Annotated in this window: 16 protein-coding genes; 9 read left to right on the forward strand and 7 right to left on the reverse strand. The window is 73.2% G+C overall.

All coding sequences use genetic code 11. The annotated features are described in order from the left end of the window. Positions 1–54: 54 nt before the first annotated feature. A complete protein-coding gene (locus ACFUC1_RS09035) occupies positions 55–819 on the forward strand; it encodes a MerR family transcriptional regulator (RefSeq protein ID WP_379118827.1) in 765 nt (254 codons plus the stop codon). Between the two features lie 22 nt (positions 820–841). Here the strand turns inward: ACFUC1_RS09035 and ACFUC1_RS09040 are convergent, their stop codons facing one another. Beyond that, entirely contained in the window at positions 842–1,588 is a 747-nt protein-coding gene (locus ACFUC1_RS09040) for a hypothetical protein (RefSeq protein ID WP_379118829.1), read from the reverse strand. Positions 1,589–1,799: 211 nt separating this feature from the next. On the opposite strand from ACFUC1_RS09040, the gene ACFUC1_RS09045 reads away from it, so the two are divergent. Next, positions 1,800–2,462 carry a DUF1345 domain-containing protein gene (locus ACFUC1_RS09045; protein ID WP_379118831.1) on the forward strand — a complete coding sequence of 221 codons (663 nt, stop codon included), beginning with the start codon at positions 1,800–1,802 and terminating at the stop codon, positions 2,460–2,462. 41 nt (positions 2,463–2,503) lie between these two features. Here ACFUC1_RS09045 and ACFUC1_RS09050 read toward each other — a convergent pair whose 3' ends face one another. Continuing rightward, on the reverse strand, positions 2,504–4,048 hold the full coding sequence (locus ACFUC1_RS09050; RefSeq protein ID WP_379118833.1) for a phospholipase D family protein: 1,545 nt from the start codon (positions 4,046–4,048) through the stop codon (positions 2,504–2,506). Between the two features lie 54 nt (positions 4,049–4,102). Next, positions 4,103–5,092 carry an aldo/keto reductase gene (locus ACFUC1_RS09055; RefSeq protein ID WP_379118835.1) on the reverse strand — a complete coding sequence of 330 codons (990 nt, stop codon included), beginning with the start codon at positions 5,090–5,092 and terminating at the stop codon, positions 4,103–4,105. Between the two features lie 210 nt (positions 5,093–5,302). On the opposite strand from ACFUC1_RS09055, the gene ACFUC1_RS09060 reads away from it, so the two are divergent. From ACFUC1_RS09060 to ACFUC1_RS09070, 3 genes are all read left to right on the forward strand, one after another. Further along, positions 5,303–6,217 (forward strand): polysaccharide deacetylase family protein, encoded by a 915-nt coding sequence (locus ACFUC1_RS09060; RefSeq protein WP_379118837.1) that lies wholly within the window; start codon positions 5,303–5,305, stop codon positions 6,215–6,217. A gap of 144 nt (positions 6,218–6,361) precedes the next feature. Further along, positions 6,362–8,977 carry a zinc dependent phospholipase C family protein gene (locus ACFUC1_RS09065; RefSeq protein ID WP_379118839.1) on the forward strand — a complete coding sequence of 872 codons (2,616 nt, stop codon included), beginning with the start codon at positions 6,362–6,364 and terminating at the stop codon, positions 8,975–8,977. Further along, on the forward strand, positions 8,974–10,260 hold the full coding sequence (locus ACFUC1_RS09070) for a hypothetical protein (RefSeq protein WP_379118841.1): 1,287 nt from the start codon (positions 8,974–8,976) through the stop codon (positions 10,258–10,260). The genes ACFUC1_RS09065 and ACFUC1_RS09070 overlap by 4 nt, the downstream gene beginning before the upstream one ends. A 59-nt stretch (positions 10,261–10,319) precedes the next feature. On the opposite strand, the gene ACFUC1_RS09075 is transcribed toward ACFUC1_RS09070, so the two are convergent. Further along, the gene (locus ACFUC1_RS09075) at positions 10,320–10,679 is read right to left on the reverse strand and encodes an MmcQ/YjbR family DNA-binding protein (RefSeq protein WP_379118843.1); all 360 of its coding nucleotides are present in this window, start codon (positions 10,677–10,679) and stop codon (positions 10,320–10,322) included. A 221-nt stretch (positions 10,680–10,900) separates the two neighbouring features. Here ACFUC1_RS09075 and ACFUC1_RS09080 point away from each other — a divergent pair, with 221 nt between their 5' ends. Continuing rightward, positions 10,901–11,878, forward strand: coding sequence for a hypothetical protein (locus ACFUC1_RS09080; RefSeq protein ID WP_379118845.1), 978 nt, complete (start codon positions 10,901–10,903; stop codon positions 11,876–11,878). An 18-nt stretch (positions 11,879–11,896) separates the two neighbouring features. Here the strand turns inward: ACFUC1_RS09080 and ACFUC1_RS09085 are convergent, their stop codons facing one another. Then, on the reverse strand, positions 11,897–12,472 hold the full coding sequence (locus tag ACFUC1_RS09085) for a dihydrofolate reductase family protein (RefSeq protein ID WP_379118847.1): 576 nt from the start codon (positions 12,470–12,472) through the stop codon (positions 11,897–11,899). A gap of 112 nt (positions 12,473–12,584) precedes the next feature. Between ACFUC1_RS09085 and ACFUC1_RS09090 the strand changes: the two genes are divergently transcribed. The 3 genes from ACFUC1_RS09090 to ACFUC1_RS09100 all read left to right on the forward strand — a co-directional run bounded on the left by ACFUC1_RS09090 (position 12,585) and on the right by ACFUC1_RS09100 (position 15,384). After that, a complete protein-coding gene (locus ACFUC1_RS09090; RefSeq protein ID WP_379118849.1) occupies positions 12,585–13,706 on the forward strand; it encodes an aminotransferase class V-fold PLP-dependent enzyme in 1,122 nt (373 codons plus the stop codon). Positions 13,707–13,837: 131 nt separating this feature from the next. After that, positions 13,838–14,932, forward strand: coding sequence for a M4 family metallopeptidase (locus ACFUC1_RS09095; protein ID WP_379118851.1), 1,095 nt, complete (start codon positions 13,838–13,840; stop codon positions 14,930–14,932). Positions 14,933–15,012: 80 nt separating this feature from the next. Further along, positions 15,013–15,384 carry a protealysin inhibitor emfourin gene (locus ACFUC1_RS09100; protein ID WP_379118853.1) on the forward strand — a complete coding sequence of 124 codons (372 nt, stop codon included), beginning with the start codon at positions 15,013–15,015 and terminating at the stop codon, positions 15,382–15,384. A gap of 103 nt (positions 15,385–15,487) precedes the next feature. Here ACFUC1_RS09100 and ACFUC1_RS09105 read toward each other — a convergent pair whose 3' ends face one another. Both ACFUC1_RS09105 and ACFUC1_RS09110 read right to left on the reverse strand, forming a co-directional pair. Continuing rightward, on the reverse strand, positions 15,488–16,219 hold the full coding sequence (locus ACFUC1_RS09105) for a methyltransferase family protein (RefSeq protein WP_379118855.1): 732 nt from the start codon (positions 16,217–16,219) through the stop codon (positions 15,488–15,490). 43 nt (positions 16,220–16,262) lie between these two features. Then, positions 16,263–17,297: an alpha/beta fold hydrolase gene (locus ACFUC1_RS09110; protein ID WP_379118856.1), complete on the reverse strand. Its 1,035-nt coding sequence runs from the start codon at positions 17,295–17,297 to the stop codon at positions 16,263–16,265. Positions 17,298–17,309 lie beyond the last annotated feature (12 nt).

Genomic DNA, 17,309 nt, shown 5'->3' on the forward strand with positions numbered 1-17,309 from the left:
GCCCACCCGCGCGGGGTGGGCCGAGCCGCCGGACCGCGTGGGGAGAATGGGGCCATGCTGACGATCGGCGAGCTCGCGACGTATGCCGGCGTGACGGTGCGCGCGGTCCGTCACTACCACGCCAAGGGCCTGCTGCCCGAGCCCGAGCGCGACTCCTCGGGGTACCGGCGCTACGACGCGGCGGCAGTGGTCGAGCTCGTCCGGATCCGCACCCTCGCCGACGCCGGGGTGCCGTTGTCGCGGGTGCGCGAGCTGCTGTCCGCCGGCGGGGACGAGTTCGCGGCCGCGGTGGGGGAGATCGACCGGCGCCTCCGCGCCGAGATCCGGGAGCGACAGCGCCACCGCGAGCGGATCGCCCTGCTCGCCGCCGGCGACAGCCTCGCACTGCCACCGGAGGCGGTCGCCTACCTGGACCGGCTCCGGGCGGTCGGGGTGCCGGAGCAGATGGTCGAGGCCGAGCGCGACGCGTGGATCCTCGTGGCCGCCCACCTGCCCGAGCGGATGCCGTTCTACATGCAGGTCAAGGAGGCCCAGTTCGACGACCCGAGCATCCAGCAGCTCTACCGCGAGCTGTACGACATCAGGACGTGGGCCCCCGACGACCCGCGACTCGACGTCGTCGCCGACCGCCTGGTCGAGCAGTTCGAGGCGGTGCCCGATGACGCGTGGGACGAGGGTGCCCTGCCCGACGACCTCGCGGGCCTGCTGGACGGGGTCTTCCTCACCTCCGTCCCGGGCGCGCAGCGGATCCTCGCGCGGCTGGAGTCCCAGGGCTGGACCGGCTGGACCAACATCCGCCGGGTCGCGCGCGTGCGCTGAGCGCCCCCCGCCCGACCAGTGCTCAGCCGTCCTCCGGGCGGATGCCGGGGCGGTCACCGAAACCGTGCGCGGCCCAGCTGCTGTCGGCGTGCACCAGCACCACGGCCAGCGCGGCGGCGCCGACCACCATCACCGTGAACCAGAGCACACGGGCCCAGCGCCCCGGCACGGCGCGGCCGCCGCCCAGTCGACGCATCACCGTGGCCTGCAGGGCGGGGACGACCCGGCCGAGCAGGTGCAGGCCGGCTGCGACGGCCCACACGGCGAAGAAGCCCTGGTGCACCGTCACCCAGTCGGCGCGGAAACCCAGCACGGTGAGGCTCGCGCGCCGGGCCTCCTCCTCGCCGAGGAGGATCAGCAGCACGCCGGATGCGAGCAGGCCGAGCGTGGACACCACGACGAGGGGTCCGAGCAGGCGCATGAGCAGCGGTGGGGGACCAGCCACCTCGTAGGGCTTGCGGCCGAGGTAGTAGCTGGCCATCCGCCAGCCGGTGCTCGCCGTCTTCATGACGGCCGGCGGGATGAGCAGGGCACCGAGCGCGACGTGCCACGAGATCAGCCCGCGGACGTCGAACAGGGTCAGCAGCTCGGCGACCGACAGGGCCAGCAGGACCAGCGCCGTCCACGCCGTCAGCAACGCGTTCCCGGCCGGACCGCCGGTGCCCGCGAGGACGGGGTTGTCGCGGGACTCGCGACCGGTCGCCTCCGCAAGCGTGTCCACCACGGCGCGCTGGAGGGCGCCTCCAGGCCCCTGCGTCGCCGACTGCACGGCGCCACTCTGCCACCACACGCTGTGGTCCGCCTGTGGTTCGCATCGTGGTGTCGCGGGCCGGGGACCGATGGGGGTGGCTCCCGGCGCGTCGTGACATCCGGCACGGGTGTTCCTGCAGGTCAGCGCGGTACCGTCCGCCCATGCCAGTCGACGTCGCCGTGCCCGGCGCTCCGCCCGAACCCCTCCCGTGCCGCCTCGGGGGTGCCGCGTGAGCGCCCCGCCGCGCGGCGGGATCCGCGGCGCCGGAGCCCGGCCCAGGCTGCTCACCGCGCTGGCGGTCGGTCTGGTCGTGGGGGTCGGGACGGCGGCGACGCCGGCAGGCTGGCAGCTGGGTCTGCTCGTCGGGTGGATGGCGGGCGCCGCGCTCTACGTCGGGTGGATGTGGTTCACCATCTGGCCGCTGGACGGCAGCGCCACCGAGCAGCACGCCTCCCGGGAGGACCCGGGCCAGAAGTCGGCCGACGCCGCCGTGCTCACTGCGGCGATCGCGAGCCTCGGCGCGGTGGGGCTCTTCCTCGGCACCGGGTCCTCCGGCAGCGGGTCGGGCAAGGTGGTCGAGGCCGTCCTCACCGTCCTCAGCGTCGCGCTCGCCTGGGCGATGGTGCACACCCTCTTCACGGTGCGCTACGCCCGGATGTACTACGGCGACGAGCCCCGCGGCGGCATCGACTTCAACCAGGACGCGGACCCGCGGTACAGCGACTTCGCCTACCTGTCCTTCACCCTGGGCATGACGTTCCAGGTGTCGGACACCGACATCAGCCGCCAGGACCTGCGCGCCACGATCCTGCGCCACATGCTGCTGTCGTACCTGCTGGGCGCCGTCGTCATCAGCGTCACCGTCAACCTCGTAGCCGGCCTGGCCAAGTAGCCGGCCTGGCCAAGTAGCCGGGAGGGCTCGGCCGCCAGGGGTCACATCCGCCGGCGGAGCCTCAGCGACAGCGGCCGGCCGTCGGGGTCGTAGACGTACCGGTAGGCGACTCCGGCCCAGGCGCGGGTCAGCCGACCGAGCCCCGGGTCGTGGACCGGCCGCACCTGGCCCGGCGGCCGTGCGCCGACGCGGCCCTCGCGGTGCCACCGGTCGAGTGCCTCGGCCCGCTGGGCGAACGCGTCGAAGAGGTCGGTGACGCCGGGGGTCGGCTCGGCGTCGTCCAGACCGAGGTGCTCGCGCACGAGCTGCTCGCGCAGCCCGCGCGCGTACCCCTCGTGGGCGACGGCTGCCGACACCTCCGAGTCGTGGGTCCACGACCGCCGGTTGAAGTTGTCGGAGCCGACGCTCGCCCACGAGTCGTCGACGACGCAGACCTTGGCGTGCACGTAGACCGGCGTGCCCTCGGCATTCTCGATGCCGTAGAAGGCGACCCGCCCCGGCGCCACCTCCCGCAGGGCCCTCAGCACGCGGTCGCGACCGACGAGGTTCGGCGGCATGGACAGCCGGCCGTCCTGGTCGGGCCGGTGGGGGAGGACGGCGACCAGTCGCAGGTCCCGGTTGCGACGGAGCGCGTCCGCGAAGGTCCGCGCGACGTCCGGCGACCAGAGGTACTGGTCCTCGACGTAGACCAGCGAGCGGGCCTGCCCCACCGCCTTGGCGCAGCCCCGGGCAACGCTGCGCTCGCCACGCGGGGCGAAGGGGTAGCCGCCCGCGCGACGCGGATACGTGCGCAGCAGCTGGACCGGGTGCGGACCGGTGGGCGCCGGGTCGGGCAGCTGCGGCGGCAGGGGCGTCGCGCGGACCCGGTCGTGGTGCAGCGCGTCGCCCGCCCACCGCAGGGGCGAGCGGCTCGTCACCTGGGGGTCCTCCCAGCGCTCGCGGAACACCGTCTCGACGTCACCGACCGCCGGGCCGGTCAGCCGCAGCTGCACGTCGTGCCACGGAGGGCGTGGGCCGTATGCCGCCGCCATGGCCTGGCGCTGCGGGTCGCCGCCGTGCGTGGCGTCGTCCCGCCGGCTGTGGCACAGGTCGATCCCGCCGAGGAACGCCACGTCGCGCTCGGGCCGGCCGAGGTGGCGCAGGACGACGAACTTCTGGTGGTGCGAGCCGCCCGCGCGCACCCGCATGTCGAGCAGGCACTGGCCGCCGGCGGCGTTGACGTCCTCCTGCAGCGTGCGGTTCTCGGCGCTGGAGAAGGCGAGCCGGTCCCAGTGCGAGCGCCACACGAGACCGCGCACGTCGACCCCGCGTCGGGCCGCGGCGGCGAAGACGGCGGCCACCTCGCTGCCCGGCTCGCCGGTGAGCCGCTCGTCCGGGTCGCCCCGCCAGTCGACGAACAGGAGCAGGTCGCCGCGCTCGAGCTCGCCGACGCGCGCGACCAGCTCGGCGAAGTAGGTCGCGCCGTGCACGAGCGGGTGCACGAGGTTCCCCTCCGTCCAGCCCGTCGCCGGGGTGTGCCGGCTGTCCAGCCGGGTGGCGGCGTTCCCACGTTCGGCCGGACTCAGGAACCACTCGGCGAGGCCCACGTCCGGATCGTAGCCAGCGCCGGACCGCCGCGCCCGGGCTCGGACGGGCGCGCCCTAGGAGCGGTCGATCATCGCCTGCATCGCCGCCGGGTAGCGGTCCCCCTGCACGTCCGCGGCGTCGGACGCGGCCGTGAGCTCGGCGAGGTCGTCCTCCGCCAGCTGCAGGTCGGCGGCGGCGAGGTTCTCGTCCAGGCGCTCCAGCCGACGGGTGCCCGGGATCGGCACGATCCACGGCCTGCGGGAGAGCAGCCATGCGAGCGCCACCTGGCCAGGGGTCGCGCCGACGCGCGCGGCGACGGCCGTCACCCTGTCGACGAGGTCGAGGTTGTGGTCGAGCGCCTCCCCGCTGAAGCGTGGGAGGTTGGCGCGGATGTCGCCCTCCCCGAAGGTGTCGCCGCGCTTGACCTGCCCGGTGAGCAGTCCGCGGCCCAACGGGCTGAAGGGGACGAACCCGATGCCGAGCTCCTCGAGCGTGCCGAGCACCGACTCCTCGGGCTCGCGCCAGAACAACGAGTACTCGCTCTGCAGGGCCGTCACGGGCTGCACCGCGTGGGCCCGGCGGATCGTCGTGGGCCCGGCCTCGGAGAGCCCGAAGTGGCGGACCTTCCCGGCCTCGATGAGCTCCCTGACGGTGCCGGCCACGTCCTCGATCGGGACGTCCGGGTCCACCCGGTGCTGGTAGAGCAGGTCGATGACGTCGGTGCGCAGGCGCCGCAGCGAGCCCTCGACGGCGGCGCGGATGTGCTCCGGCCGGCTGCTGACACCCTTCTGGCGGCCGTCGTCGTCGAAGGCGAAGCCGAACTTCGTCGCGATGACGACCGAGTCCCGCACCGGCTCCAGGGCCTCGCCGACGACCTCCTCGTTCGCGTACGGCCCGTAGACCTCGGCGGTGTCGAAGAACGTCACGCCGTGGTCGACCGCCTGCCGCACGAGCTCGACCATGGCAGGTCGCTCCGGCGAGGGGCCGAAGCTCTGGCTGATGCCCATGCAGCCCAGGCCGATGGGCGAGACGGTCAGGTCGCTGCCGAGGGTCCGCGTGTCCACGTTGGTCCTCCTGTGTCGGGTCCCCCCACCGTATGCCGGGCGCGGGCGGCCCGCCGGGCGTGGCCACCGTGCGCCGCCATGCGCGCCTCGTCCGAACGGACGGTTCGAGGACGGGAGGGGCGTGTCTTGAACCCGCTCCCAGCAACGCTTGCCACCGTGGGGGCGCGGTCCGGCTGCGGGCCGCAGCCGTCCACTCGGAAGCGAGGTCCGATGTCCTCTCGGGTCGCCCGTCGCGTCGTGCTCGCCGCGGGTGTGGCTGGCGTCGCCGCCACGGTGGCGCGCGCGCTCGAGGAGCGTGACGCCGCCAGGGTCGTCCGGGGCGCGTCGGGCGGTGGCACCCCCGCCTCCGTCCCGCCGGGCACGCAGGAGCGGCACGCGACCAGGGCGGCGGCTGCCCGTCCGTCGGCCCCGCAGCTCGCCCGCCCGAGTCGCGCCACCGAGGTGCGCCGGTATGCCGGCCTGTCACCTCGGGCGTGGGGGATGGACCTCCCCGGCGTCACCGGCGACCTGGCCCCGGCACGGGCGGTGGCCCTGACGTTCGACGCGTGCGGTGGACCGCACGGAGACGGGTACGACGCCCGTCTGGTCGACACGCTGCGCCGGCACCAGGTGCCGGCGACCTTCTTCCTCAACGCCCGGTGGGTGCGCGCCAACCGCGCAGTGGCCGCCGAGCTGGCCGGCGACCCGCTCTTCGAGGTCGGCAGCCATGGCGTGCGCCACGTGCCGCTCTCGGTGACCGGCCGCGCGGCATACGGGATCCGCGGGACGGCCGACGTGGGTGAGGTGTGGGACGAGGTCACCGGCGGCATGGAGTCGGTCGAGGCGCTCACCGGCCGGGTCCCGCGGTGGTTCCGCTCGGGCACCGCGCACTACGACGACGTGGCCCTGCGGGTGGTGCGCGACCTGGGGGTGCAGGTCGCCGGCTTCGACGTCAACGGCGACGCGGGCGCGACGTTCTCGGCGAGCCAGGTGGCTGCCCAGCTCGCGACCGTGCGCCCGGGCTCGGTCGTGATCTCGCACGTCAACCACCCCGGTGGCGGCACGGCCCCCGGCTACGCGCGCGGACTGCCGCTGCTGCTCGACCGCGGACTGGTCTTCCGGAGGCTGACGCAGCCGGAGGGCTGAGGCTGAGCGGACGTCGTCTCACTCAAACGGTGGAGGACAGGGTCAAGCTGCGCTGTCACAGTCAAATGCAGCACGCGGCGACTCAACGGGGCATCCCCACCACATCCGACACCGTTCGCACCACCGGCCGAGCCGAGGTCCGCCATGCCTGGTCACTTCACCCACATCTACACGGCTCGCCGGGTCGCAGACCTGCTGGGGAGCGGGCAGTTCGACGACTGGCCGGGGCTGGGGGGCGGTGACGACGTCCCGTCGGCGTTCAGCCCCCAGAAGTGCGCCCAGGTCATGCACGACTGGGAGAAGTTCACGGCCGTCGGTGCCATCGGCCCGGACCTGTTCTTCTTCTCCCAGGACTGGAGCAACGACGTCCTCGGCCCGCGCTCGGACCTCATCATGCTGGCGCTCTCGACCTACTACTACTTCGACGCGGCGAAGGAGGACGACTGGGAGCCGCTGCTCGTCATCCTCGAGGAGGTGAGCTCGACGCTGGCCGGGATCATCCGCTTCCTCATCAAGCTCGACAAGATCTGGCAGGACTTCACGACGTGGTGGGACAAGACGCTGGGGCCGCTCGTCGACACCGTGGGCGAGCTCGCCGACGACCTCACGGGCGGCATCCTCGGCGAGATCCAGACCGGGCTGGAGGAGCTGCTCGTCGCGATCAAGCAGATCGGCCTCGATGAGCTCACCTCCTTCGCGGACATCTGGGGACTGATGAACACCGTCATCCAGAAGGGCTGGCCCGAGGAGGACTTCCTCTGGAGCGACATGGCCCACTACCGCCGCACCTCGGCCATGTGCCAGGCGCTGGTGCGCCAGGCGCAGGCGCTCGACGACGGCACCGACCAGGGCAGGGAGCGCTCCGACCAGTTCCTCGCCTTCGCCCTCGGCTACATCGTGCACGTGGGCACGGACACGATCGCGCACAGCTTCGTCAACGAGCAGTGCGGCGGCCCGTACCGCGACCACCCGACCCGGCACCACCTCATCGAGAACCACATCGACGCGTGGAACTACCAGCAGTCCGGTGAGGGCGGCACCATCCCGCAGGACCCGTGGGGGAAGACGGACGACTACCCCGAGCTGTCGATGTCGGCCCTGTGGTTCCTCGTCCAGCTCACCCCCGACGACCCGCACGGCGCCCAGCGACCGTCGCCGCTGTCGGACGACCCCGACACCCGCAAGCAGCAGCTCGACGTCGACGGCGAGATGCCGGGCTGGATGGCCGACGCGATCGTCAAGGCGATGCTCGAGACGTTTCAGGACCACCCGCACCCGAGGATCTACCAGGGCGACGCCTTCCAGCAGACGATCGACAGCGGCCTGCTCACGACCGTGGTCAAGGACGTCACGGGCCACGGCCTCGACAAGCCGTTCCAGGAGATCCTCGACGGCATCGCGCCACCACCGGGATTCCCTGTGCCGCAGGGCTTCCCGATGCCCTGGCAGGTCCAGACGATGTACCGGCTGATGATCACGCTGTACAAGCTCAACTTCAGCGGGTCGTGGGAGCTGCAGAAGCCGCGCAAGCCCGACTTCGTCATCGTGCCGCCGGCGTCCGACTTCACGAACCTGGCCCAGCCGCCCGACTTCTCCGGCGTCGACTCCTCGAACCCGGTCGTGGACGTCTGCGAGGTCTTCGTCGCGCTCATCGAGTGGGCGGTCAAGGAGATCGAGGACGCGCTCAAGCTCGTCGGCGACCTCATCAAGATGGCGCTCAGCCCGCTGACGTACCCGGTGCGCCTCGGCATCTACGAGCTCGCCATGAAGATCTGGGACATCGCCGCCAAGACGCACGACGTCATGGCCCACACCGGCATCCTCATGCCGCACGGCGAGCAGCGGTACGAGGACGGCGAGCTGCGGCTTCCCAACGAGATCGACCTGCCGCTCATCACCCTCGGGGCCACGGTGGACGGGGCGTTCCAGCAGGCACTGGCGGACGCGATCGACCCGCTCGGCCACCTCGACTCCGACCCGTCGGTCATCGTCAGCCACTCGACGCGCGACCCGAACTACCCGTACTACCCGGTGCTGCGGTACCACGGCACGGTCGGGTCGGACTGGGAGGACTGGGAGTTCCGCCGTCCCTGGGCGTACCCGAGCACGAGCCTGCTCGACACGGGCGGCAGCTCGGACACAAAGATCACGACCCCCACCGAGACCTACGACCCGAGCGCCGCGGACACCGAGGGGCCCGCCACGGCATACAAGCCGATGCGACCGGGACCGTATGCCGAGGGCACGCGGCCGGACGAGGTGTTCTTCCGGACCACCGCGCCGCCGGACCGCGAGGCCCGGTACCGGTACGAGCGGGCGCAGACGCCGTGGCAGACCGACCAGCTCAACGAGGCCTTCATCGGCACGGCGAGGGTGCGGCAGAGCCCGCTGGGCGACCCGGTGCCGTTCTCGGCATACCTCATCGGGCAGCTGGCGAACCCGACCGGCTACTCGACGCAGTTCAACCTCGACGCGGACCGCGCGTACGCGTACCTCACCTGGGACTGGGTCCGTGGCGAGGAGACCGACACGACCGACCTCGGGATCCCCTACCGCACACCGCTGGTGGAGCCGCAGCTGTACGACGGCGTCCACACCAAGTGGCGGCCCCAGCCGGCCCTGAAGCTGCACTACGTCGATCCGCCAGGGGCGGACATCCCCAGCACCGGGACCCATGACGGCCCGTCCACCCACGGCCCGTCGACCCATGGCCCGTCCAACCACGGACCGGGCACCCCTGGGGGAGGTGGCCCGCGATGAGCCACGACTGCTGCGCCCACGGGCACGACGCCCACGGCCACCACCACCGGGACGACGAGCGCCGCCACGGCTGCTGCTGCTGCGGGTGCACCTGCGGCTGCCACACGGGCCGCGGGGGCCGCGACCACCACAACCACGACCGCGACGACCACCACCACGACAACCACGACCGCGGCGGCTGTGACCACGACCGCGGCGACCACGGCCACGGGGGCGACGGCACGACCGTCGGGTGGAAGAACCCGAAACGGCCCGGCCACCACTGCGGGACGTCGACCGGCCAGCTGCCCGGCGGCGTGGTGCAGCCCGGCAACTTCGACCACCACCCGCCCGACCGGTGGCCTGGCCCGCGGGACCAGATGTACCTGCCGTTCCTCTTCATGCGGGCCAACCCCGGCGACCTCGGGGCGCGGCCGGTCGTCGGTCCCTTCTGGGAGAGCCCGGACATCCTGCTCCTGGCGGGCGTCGAGCCGGCCTTCGCACCGGAGATCCCGCCTGACCTCGGGCAGACGGCCCTCGCGGGGATGCCGAACACGCTCTACGCCCATGTCTGGAACTTCGGCCGGGCGCAGGCGCCCAACGTCATCGTCCAGTTCTTCTGGTGCGACCCGTCCCTCGGCATCGGGCCCGGCAGCGCGAACCTGATCGGCGAGACGATCGTCTCCCTCGGCGCCCGCGACAGCGGACGCAGCCACCGGGTGGTCAAGTGCCCGACGGTGTGGGTGCCGACGTTCGTCAACGGTGGGCACGAGTGCCTCGTCGTACGGGTCTGGGACGAGACGTCCGACGGCCTGGGCACACCGCCGTGGGACGCCGCGCTGAACCGCCATGTGGCGCAACGGAACATCCATGTCATCGCGACCGGCGCGGGGCAGGGGCTCCGGGCACGCGGCGGGCTCGAGGCGGTCGCGGCTGCTGCCCTGGTGGACGCCCCGCTCATGCTGCGGGTCGGCCCGCTCTACGACGAGCCGGCCATCGTGGCCGTCGAGCGCGTCGTCCCCGTGGGTATGCCGTGGCTGCAGCTCCGTACGGGGGTGCGCGGCCAGTTCCCGGCCGGTGCGCCGCCGACCGGCGACGTCCTGCTGACGCCACCCCGGGACATCGGAGGCGGGGGAGTCGGCGTCGGCGGGGCGACGACGCACCAGGTGACCTCGGACCACCAGCAGGTCGGGCTGACGACCACCGACGAGCCACCGCCCCCGGGCGCGGCACACGTGTACCGCGTGACGGCGAGCCAGCAGGGCCAGGTCTTCGGCGGCTACACGGTGGTGGTCCTCGGCTGAGGTCCGGGCGGGCCGGCACCCGCACTCGCTCGCGGGCGCCGAGCGCAGCGCCGCGAGCCTCAGCCCGGGCCCTCCGGGTGCGTCAGGTCGTAGGCGCGGGACACCTTCTGCGGCACCACCATGCGCCAGGCGTCCACGACGAGCTCCCGCGCCTCGGTCGGGTCCAGTGCGGCGAGGTCGGCGTGGACCCAGTTGAAGCGCAGGTCCGAAGCCGACGGCACCGAGAACCGTCGCGGGTCGCTCGCGACGAGGGCCGCGCGCTCCTCCATGGGGAACGCGAAGCCCATGACGGACTCGTCCCGCGAGAACGCCACGTAGACGACCTGCCCGACCCGGAACTTCAGGCGGCCGCGCACGTGGACCGGGTACGAGCGCTCGAGCTCGCTGCCCAGGGCCAGGACGTCCTCGATGTCCGCCACACGCCACCTCCCGTCCACGGCAACCTGCGCCCCGGGGTGCCCACGGGCGGGCGAAGGACACGCCGCGGCACAGAGCAGCGCAGGCAGACGACGAAACCTTGACTTCCTGTGACCGAACGTATGGACACGGCATACAGGAAACCGCCCGAGAACGCGGTCAGACCTCGCCGGGAGCCGAGGGCGGTGCCAGCGTGGGCCCCGCAGGGGAAGGAGTGGTTGTCATGGTCCCAGAGGTGAACCGCAGGGAACCGCTGCCGGTGCGCTCGCCCGGCCACGCCGTGCACGCGGAGGCGCTCACGGGCGACGTCACCTCGGTGACGCGGCTCAGGTGCCCCTCGTGCTCGGCGGAGATGAGCTCGGTGGTGGAGCACGCGCTGGGTTCGGACTTCCGCGACGGTCCGGTCCGGTGGACGTCCGAGGCGGAGGTCGTGTCGGCGACCCTTCGAGGCCTCCGTGCCTCCCTCACCCCGGCGCCCTCGCCCACGGCGGTCGTGGAGTCGATGGCCGCGCCCTCGCCGCCCGAGCAACCGCACCTGCGGCTGGTGCCCCCGGTGGACGCCTCGCGCGAGGCCGAGGTGCCGGCGCCCGAGCCTGGCGCGGAGCCGCCGGCCGAGCCGGGGGCGGAGCCGGCGGCCGTCCCGGAGCCACCCGTGCTGGAGGAGCCGTCGACGCCGGACGGTCGGGGACCTGCCGCGCGACGGCGCAAGCATGGGTTCTTCGCGCGGGTGCTGACCGTGCGGACGTTCCGCGGCGAGCGCGAGCAGGCGAAGGCTGCCCGCGACCACGACGCCAGGGTCGAGTCACTGCTCGGGGCCGCGGCCGACGACGGGGTGCTGTCACTGCACCACCGCAGGCTCCCGGGGAGGCGCGGCGAGGTGGCCCACCTGGCCATCGGTCCGGCCGGGGTCGTCGTGGTCCACACCCGCAGCCTTCAGGACCCCAACACCGCGGGGACGGTGCGCGCGCAGGTGTCTGCCGTGCGGGCAGAGCTGGCTGCCGTGTCCCTGGACAACGTCAGCGTGGACGGGGTCCTCTGCACGGGCGGCTCCGCGCCGTCGGTGGAGTCGGACACGGACGACGTGCTCGTCGTGGCACCGGGTGACCTCGGACCGCTGCTGGCTGCGCCCGGCCCCCTGTCCGAGGAGCACCGCCAGACCTTGCACGAGTTCCTCTCCGCGCAGCTGCCCGCCACGCGCTGACCGCGCGTCGGGAGGGCCTCAGCCCTGCGCCGCTCGAACGCGGTAGGCGAGGAGCAGCGCGGAGCTGGGCGTGGAGTCGGCACGGACCAGCTCGAGGCGTCGGGTGGCGTCGCCGTCGGCGAAGAGGCGGCGGCCGCTGCAGCCGATGGTCGGCCCCACCACCAGCTGCAGCTCGTCCACCAGGCCCTGGGCGAGCATGCTGCGCGCCAGCTCGATGCTGCCGTGGACGCCGATGTCCCCACCCGGTGAGGACCTGAGCTCGCGGACGAGGTCGGCGACCGGTCGGTGCACCGCCTCGGCGCCGGGCCACTCGGCGGTCAGCGGCGAGGACGTCAGGACGTACTTGCGCACACCGTTGATGAAGTCGGCGAACGGCTGGTAGTCGGCCGTTGGCCAGAACCCCGCCCACTGGTCGTACATCCCCCGGCCGAGCAGGACCGCGTCCTGGGTGCCGATGACCTTGGCCTCGTTGGCCTCCATCGCATCGTCGAACTGAGGGACCTCGGCGTCCTCGCCCGTGGGGGCGAAGTAGCGGTCGGGGTGGTCGACAGCGCCGTCGAGCGACATCAGGGTGTAGAGCACGACCTTGCGCACGCGGGCCTCCGGAGTCGGGTGTGGGGGATCAGGGTGGCAGACCGGTGCCGGCGAAGGAACTCGTCGTCGCGCCCGGTCCGCGGCCGAGGCACACCTGTGGCAACCTGCTGGAGTGAGCCTTCCCCGCCCCGAGATCGACCCTGACGGCCTCCTCGAGTACTCGGTGGTGTTCACCGACCGCTCGCTCAACCACATGTCGAAGCGCTTCGTCGGCGTGATGCAGGACATCATCGACGTGCTGCGCACCACCTACGGTGCCGACACCGTGGCCGTCGTCCCGGGCGGCGGCACGTATGCCATGGAGGCGGTCGCGCGTCAGCTTGCGACGGGCCGGCGCTGCCTCGTGGTCCGCAACGGCCTCTTCTCCTACCGCTGGAGCCAGATCCTCGACGCGGGCTCGGTCGCCGGCGCCACGACGGTGTGCCGTGCCCGGCCCGCGTCGGACGAGCCGCAGTCGCCGTGGGCCCCGGCGCCGGTGCACGAGGTCGTCGAGGCCATCGAGCGCGAGCGACCGGAGGTCGTCTTCGCAGCGCACGTCGAGACGGCAGCCGGCATCCTGCTCCCCGACGACTACGTGCGCCGCATCTCCGCTGCCGCGCACGAGGTGGGGGGCCTCGTCGTCCTCGACTGCATCGCCTCGGGAGCCATGTGGGCGGACATGCGGGACCTGGGGGTCGACGTGCTCCTCAGCGCCCCGCAGAAGGGCTGGAGTGGATCGCCCTGCGCCGGGTTCGTGATGCTCAGCGAGGCAGGACGGGCGCAGGTGATGGCGACGACGTCCACCAGCTTCGCGGTCGACCTGCAGAAGTGGCTCACCATCACCGAGGCGTACACCCAGGGGCAGACGCCGTACCACGCGACGATGCCGACCGACGCCCTCGCGCGGGACGCCGCCGTCATGCTCGAGACCCGCGACGCCGGGCTCGAGACGCTGCGCAAGGCGCAGGTCGACCTCGGCGCGCGAGTGCGGGCGCTGTTGGCGGACAACGGTTTCCGGTCGGTCGCGGCGGACGGCTTCGCGGCGCCGAGTGTCGTCGTGTCCTTCACCGACGACCCGGAGATCCGCACGGGTGCGAAGTTCAGGCAGCGCGGGGTGCAGGTCGCCGCCGGCATCCCCCTCATGTGCGGCGAGGGCGAGGACTTCTCGACCTTCCGGCTCGGCCTCTTCGGGCTCGACAAGCTCACCGACGTCGACGGCACGGTCGAGCGGCTCGCTGCCCACCTGGCCGACTGACCGGGACGCCCGTCGAGAGGAGCCCAACGCGACGCCAGCGCGCACACAGTCACGCAAACGCATGATGACAACCGCTCCCGGGGCGAGGAGCATCGAGGCAGGTCTCGTTCCCGTTCGGGAGAGGAGTGGACATGCCACGGAAACCAGCCACCACGGCGCCTCGCGGGACTCGGTCTGCGTCCCGGCACCCCATCGCGTGCATCATCCCGCCGGACCTGCTGGCCCGCGTGGCCCGCGACGCCGACCCGGACCAGCGTGAGGCCCTGCTGGAGACCCTCCAGCTCGACCAGAGCTTCCGGGTCACCCGCGCAGAAGCCGCTGCCAGCATCGTCGCGGCGGCGCACCCGGTTGCCGTCCGCGCCGGCGCGGGCACCCCGAACCGTGCCATGTACGACCAGCACCACTCCACTGCCACCACGCCGGGGACGCTCGTCCGGTCCGAGGGCCAGGCGCCGGTGGCGGACGCCTCGGTGAACCAGGCGTACGACAACTTCGGCTACACGTACAAGCTCTACTGGGAGCAGTTCCACCGGGACTCGATCGATGACCAGGGCATGCAGATCCAGGGCCTAGTCCACTTCGGCACCAACTACGACAACGCCTTCTGGGACGGCAACGGGCACATGTTCTTCGGTGACGGCGACGGCCAGATGCTGACGGACACGACCAAGGGCATCGACGTGGTCGGCCACGAGCTCACCCACGGGGTGACCCAGCACGAGGCGAACCTGCGGTACTCCGGCCAGTCGGGCGCGCTCAACGAGTCGGTCTCCGACGTCTTCGGCTCGCTGGTCAAGCAGTACCACCTCGGGCAGGACGCGTCGGCGGCCGACTGGCTCATCGGCGCCGACATCGTCGGACCGCAGCTGGCACCCGCCCTGCGGTCGATGAAGGCGCCCGGCACCGCGAACCCGTACGACAACCAGCCGGCCACGATGGACGGCTACGTCCACACCACGTCGGACAACGGAGGAGTCCACACCAACTCCGGCATCCCCAACCACGCGTTCTACGTCGTCGCGACCACCATCGGCGGCAACGCGTGGGAGGCGGCGGGCCAGATCTGGTACGACACCCTCGCCGACCCGCGCCTGCGTCCCACGGCGACCTTCGCCCGCTTCGCGGCGCTGACGCTGCGTTCGGCGAGGACGCGGTACGGGACCGGCAGCGCCGAGGCCTCCGCCGTGCAGGCCGGCTGGGATGCCGTGAAGGTCAAGGTGCGCTGACCGGCGCGACCACGGAACGGGGTCGTCGCGTCAGGCAGGAGGCCGAGCCGGCACCCGCGTCTGCGACCTATCCTGCAGCCGTGGCCACAGAGGAGCTGCACATCACCTACCGCCGCAGCGGCGGGTTCGCGGGGATCGACCTGGTGGCGGAGTGCCTCGGTGCCGACCTGCCCGAGGACCAGGCCCAGGTCGCCGCCGCCCTGCTGGGCGGCTCCGGCAGCGGGAACGCGCCCGCCGGACCGGGTGCGCCCACGAGCACGGCCGGATCCGTCGAGGGCACTGCGCCACCCGCCCCGGGACCGACCGGCGCCGACCAGTTCACCTACACCGTGCACGTCGTGCAGGGGCGCCGGAGCCGCACCGTCACCTGGGCGGACACGACGGTGCCGGACGAGGCCCGGCCGTTGCTCGCGACCCTCGGTGGCCTCGCCCGGCCGACCAGGGCGCGGTGAGGCCGGCTCGCGGGGTGAGGCCGGCTCGCGGGGTGAGGCCGGCCCGCGGGGTGAGGCGGGCCCGCGGGTGCAAGTCGCGTCCCGAGTCGGGGGAGGCGCGACCTCAGCGACCTCGCCGCAGACCCGGCACGAGGGCGGGCACGCGCGCGGCATACGCGTCGTAGGCGCTCCCGAACGACGCGCGCAGGTCACGCTCCTCGAAGGCGGTGCCGATGGCGATGTAGCCGGTCGCGGCGACGGCGAGGACGAGGTGGCCGACCCCCATGCGCGGTGTCGCCCAGAAGGCGACCAGGAGCCCGGTCATGAGGGGGTGCCGCACGAGGGCGTACAGGCCGTCCTCCTTCAGGCCCGCGTGCGACCGGTGCGGCCGCGTCGCCCAACCGGCCTGGCGCAGACCGGTGAGCTCGAGGTGGTCCACGGCGAACGTCGCGGCGACCGCCAGCCCCCAGCCCGCCGCGTACAGGGCCCAGGCGACCACGGCGGCCGGACCGTCGAGTCGCCAGACCTGTCCCTGCACCGGCTGCCACAGGGCGAGCAGGAGGACGAGGCAGAGGTCGGTGGCGAGGACATAGGTCGCACGCCCGAGGTCGCCGGGAACGCGCCGCGCGAGGCGCGCCTTGACCGAGCGGCGTGCCATGAGCGAGTGCTGCAGGGCGAACAGCAGGAGCAGGGCAGCGTCGACGGCGAGAGCGCGCCCGGTGGTCGTGCGCACCGGTGCGTCGGCGGTCCGCGGCACGACGACCCCGGCCAGGAAGGCTGCCGTCCACAGCGTGACCGCGCCGAAGCCGACCCAGCCCACTGCGGAGAGGGCCAGGGAGGTCGGGCGTCGGGACATGCCCCCATGGTGGGCGAGCGGCCGACGGGGGACAGCCGTGGAACTACCGCACTTCGCGGGCGCTGCTCGCCACGTGCCAGGCCGCGACCTGGGACCGTGACCGGAAGCCCAGGCGCAGCCGGATCCGTTCGACGTGCGACTCGGCCGATCGCTCGGTGATGCCCAGGCGCTGCGCCACCTCGCGGTTCGTCAGCCCCTGCGCCACGAGGGCCGCGACCTCGGACTGGCGGGGCGTGAGGCCGGTCGCCACGGCCCGGCGGGCCGTCGGCAGGCCGAGGAACCGCCTGACCGCGGCCACGACGGGCTCCGGGTCCCCCATCGCCGGCAGGTGCGAGCGACCCTCCAGCTCGACCAGCACGGCGCCGGGAACCATCTCGGCGACGAGCCTGGCCTGGGCGACCGGGGCCGCTCGGTCCCCGCGCCGGTGCAGCACCAGGGTGGGCGCCTGCACCCGGGGGAGTGCGGCGCGGACGTCGACGGCGTAGGCGAGCTGGAGGAGCGCGACCGCCGTCTCGGTCGAGGACGCTGCGCGCTGGTATGCCGCCAGCGCCAGCCGGGTGCCGGCGTCCGCCTCGGGCGCGAACAGCTCGGTGAGGACGTCCGAGCCCAGGCCCCAGTGCGTGGCGAGCAACTCGAGGAGGAGGCGCCTGCTGTCCTCGTCGCCCACCTCGCCCCCGTTCGCCCAGCCCCCGTACAGGACGAGCTTGGATACGGTGTCCGGCCGGTCGGCGGCCCACTGCGCGGCCACCGCGGCGCCGAGCGACCACCCGAGGACGTCCACGCGGCCGAGGTCCGCCTGCGCCAGGACCGCCTCGATCGTCGCCAGCTCGAGCTCCATCGTCCGCGGGCCCATGTACTCCTCCGACAGCCCGCACCCGGGCCGGTCGTAGCGGACCAGGGTGCGCCCCGCGGACAGGGCGTCGTGCAACAACCGCTCGGCCGGGATGGCCCAGCCCAGCTCCAGGTGGCTCAACCATCCCGGCACGACGAGCAGCCCCGGCCCGGTGCCCGTCACGGCATACGCGACGCGGCCCACACCCTCGAGCCGAGCGGATCCGAACCGCTGCGCTGTGCGCACGGCACCAGTGAA

This window comes from Pedococcus sp. NPDC057267, assembly GCF_042668795.1.
Taxonomy (GTDB): domain Bacteria; phylum Actinomycetota; class Actinomycetes; order Actinomycetales; family Dermatophilaceae; genus Pedococcus.